Source organism: Bradyrhizobium sp. P5_C11_2 (assembly GCF_054049755.1).
In genome coordinates this window covers 1-1469 of record NZ_JBFULT010000978.1, presented here as the reverse complement: position 1 = coordinate 1469, position 1469 = coordinate 1, and the positions used below count along the sequence as shown (strand labels likewise).

The 1469-nt window shown below is 68.8% G+C and carries 1 protein-coding gene; it reads left to right on the top strand.

The annotated features are described in order from the left end of the window. Positions 1–3 precede the first annotated feature (3 nt). Positions 4–1469 (top strand): ATP-binding protein (locus ACXJL8_RS40890; protein WP_456687021.1); only part of this gene is annotated, 1466 nt, incomplete at its 3' end.

The following is a 1469-nucleotide window of genomic DNA, read 5'->3' as shown; positions in this document are numbered from 1 at the left end:
GATCTGGAGCGAGCTCTGGATCAGCCGGACCAACCGGACCAGCCGGTGACGCGGCCGCGCGGGCCGCGTCGGCTCGGCCTGTCCGGCAAGCTGCTGCTGCTGACCGTTCCCCTGGTGATGATTGCGGCCGTCCTGCTCTACGTGCCTGCGATCGCCAACTTCTGGGTCAACCGGCTCAACGATCGCGTGGCGGCGGCCAACACGGCGGCGCTGGTGCTCGATGCGGCGCCGCTCGGCATGGTTCCCGATTCGCTGTCGCGCCAGATCCTGAAAAGCATCAATGCCCGCGCGGTCGCCATCAAGATGGGCCAGCAGCGCCGCCTGCTCGCCAGCGACAATCTGCCGACCGCCATCGAGCACGACATCGACCTGCGCGACATGACGGCCTGGGAGGCGATCACCGGCTCGTTCCGGATGATGCTGGAGACCGGCAACCAGGCCATCCGGATCGTCGGCCCCGGCGTCGGCAGCGCCCAGTTCATCGAGATCGTGACAGATGAATTGCCGCTGCGGCAGTCGATGTATCGCTTCTCCCGCAACGTCGTGGTGGTGGCGCTGATCATCGCGGCGCTGACCGCGGGCCTGGTCTACCTCGCGCTTCATTATCTCTTCGTGCGGCCGATGCGGCGGCTGACCGCGAGCCTGGTCGGCTTCCACGAAAATCCGGAGAGCTCGGCGCGGATCATCGTGCCGAGCCAGCGCAGCGACGAGATCGGGGTCGCCGAGCGCGAATTGTCGGACATGCAGCGCGATCTGATGTCGATGCTGAATCAGAAGAGCCGGCTTGCCGCCCTCGGCCTCGCCGTCTCCAAGATCAACCACGATCTGCGCAACCTGCTCGCCTCGGCGCAGCTGTTGTCGGACCAGCTCGCCAGCGTGCCCGATCCGCGGGTGCAGCGATTCGCGCCAAAGCTGGTGCGCTCGCTCGAGCGCGCCATCGCGTTCTGCCAGTCGACGCTGTCCTACGGTCGCGCCCAGGAGGCCGCGCCCGACCGCCGCATGCTCCTGATCGAGCCGGTGGTGCTGGAGGTGCGCGAGACCGCAGGCCTCGCCAGCGACGCCTCGATCGCCTGGGTCGCCGCGATCGAGCGTGGGCTCGCGGTCGATGCCGATCCCGACCAGCTCTTCCGCGTGCTGCTCAACCTTGTCCGCAACGCCGCCCAGGCGCTGGAAAGCCATTCGTCGGGCGGCGACGGTGGCGTGCAGCAGATCCGGATCACGGGCAAGCGCGAGGGTGCCGTCGCCATCCTGGAGGTGTCCGACACCGGCCCCGGCGTCCCCCCGAAGACCCGGGAGCACCTGTTCGAGGCGTTCCAGACCTCCGGCCGCCCCGGCGGCAGCGGCCTCGGCCTTGCGATTGCCGCCGAGCTCGTCCGCGCCCATGGCGGCGACATCCATCTGGTCGAAGGCACCATCGGCGCCACCTTCCGCATCGTCATCCCCGACCGCCCCGTGGAACTGCTCTCGAT